Below are 1,377 nucleotides of genomic sequence, written 5' to 3' on the forward strand. Positions count from 1 at the left end.
CCGACAGCGGGCGGCGGTCTGGAATCGTTCTGCTGGATGCGCTCGACCTGTCAGGCATGCCCACCCACACGCCCAACACCACGCTGCGTCCGGAGAACCCGGCCTACGTCATCTACACCTCAGGCTCCACCGGCCGCCCCAAGGGCGTCACCGTCACCCACACCGGCATCCCCAGCCTGACCACCACCCACCAGACCCGCTTCGGCCTCGGCCCCCACAGCCGCGTCCTGCAATTCGCCTCACCCAGCTTCGACGCCGCGTTCTGGGAACTCACCATGGGCCTACTATCCGGCGGCACCCTCGTCATCACCGACCGCGACCACCTCATGCCCGGCGAACCCCTCGCCACCACCCTGGCCAGCCAGCACATCACCCACGCCATGCTGCCACCCGTCGCCCTCGCCGCCACCGAACCCAACCCCCACACCCACGGCACCACCCTCATCAGCGGCGGCGAAGCCCTCACCGCCACCCAAGTCGAACGCTGGAGCACCAACCACCAACTCTTCAACGCCTACGGCCCCACCGAATCCACCGTCGCCATCACCTTCACCACCAACCTCACCCAACCCACCACCCCACCCATCGGCACCCCCATCACCAACACCCACATCTACATCCTCGACGAACACCTCAACCCCGTCCCCCCAGGCACCCCCGGCGAGCTCTACACCACCGGCCCCGGCCTCGCCCGCGGCTACCTAGGCCGCCCCGCCCTCACCGCCGAACGCTTCACCGCCAACCCCTACGGACCCCCCGGCAGCCGCCTCTACCGCACCGGCGACCTCGCCCGCTGGAACACCAACGGCCAACTCCACCACCTCGGCCGCGCCGACGACCAAGTCAAAATCCGCGGCTTCCGCATCGAACTCGGCGAAATCGAAACCACCCTCACCCGCCACCCCCACATCACCCAAGCCACCGTCATCGTCCGCGAAGACCAACCCGGCAACCCCCAACTCACCGCCTACGTCCAACCACACCCAAACACCACCCCCACCCCCACAGAACTACGCCACCACACCCAACAAACACTCCCCCACTACATGGTCCCCACCCACATCGTCATCCTCGACGAACTCCCCCTCACCCCCAACGGAAAAATCAACCGCAAAGCACTCCCCACACCAACACACACCACCACCACCACCACAACCACCCCACGCACCCCCCACGAAGAAATCATCGCCGGCATCATCACCGACCTCCTCCAACTCCCCACCATCAACACCACCGACAACTTCTTCGACCTCGGCGGACACTCCCTCCTCGCCACCCGCCTCATCACCCGCATCAACACCACCCTCAACACCAACCTCACCATCCGCGACCTCTTCGACAACCCCACCACCACCCAACTCGCCCACCTCACCCAGA

General features: G+C 66.2%; 1 protein-coding gene. It reads left to right on the top strand.

The window, feature by feature from the left end; all coding sequences use genetic code 11:
- Nucleotides 1-56 precede the first annotated feature (56 nt).
- On the top strand, nucleotides 57-1,377 hold a 1,321-nt coding region (locus ABD369_RS40580; protein WP_344641659.1), incomplete at its 3' end, for a non-ribosomal peptide synthetase.

It is taken from the genome of Kitasatospora cystarginea, from assembly GCF_039533515.1.
GTDB lineage: Bacteria > Actinomycetota > Actinomycetes > Streptomycetales > Streptomycetaceae > Kitasatospora > Kitasatospora cystarginea.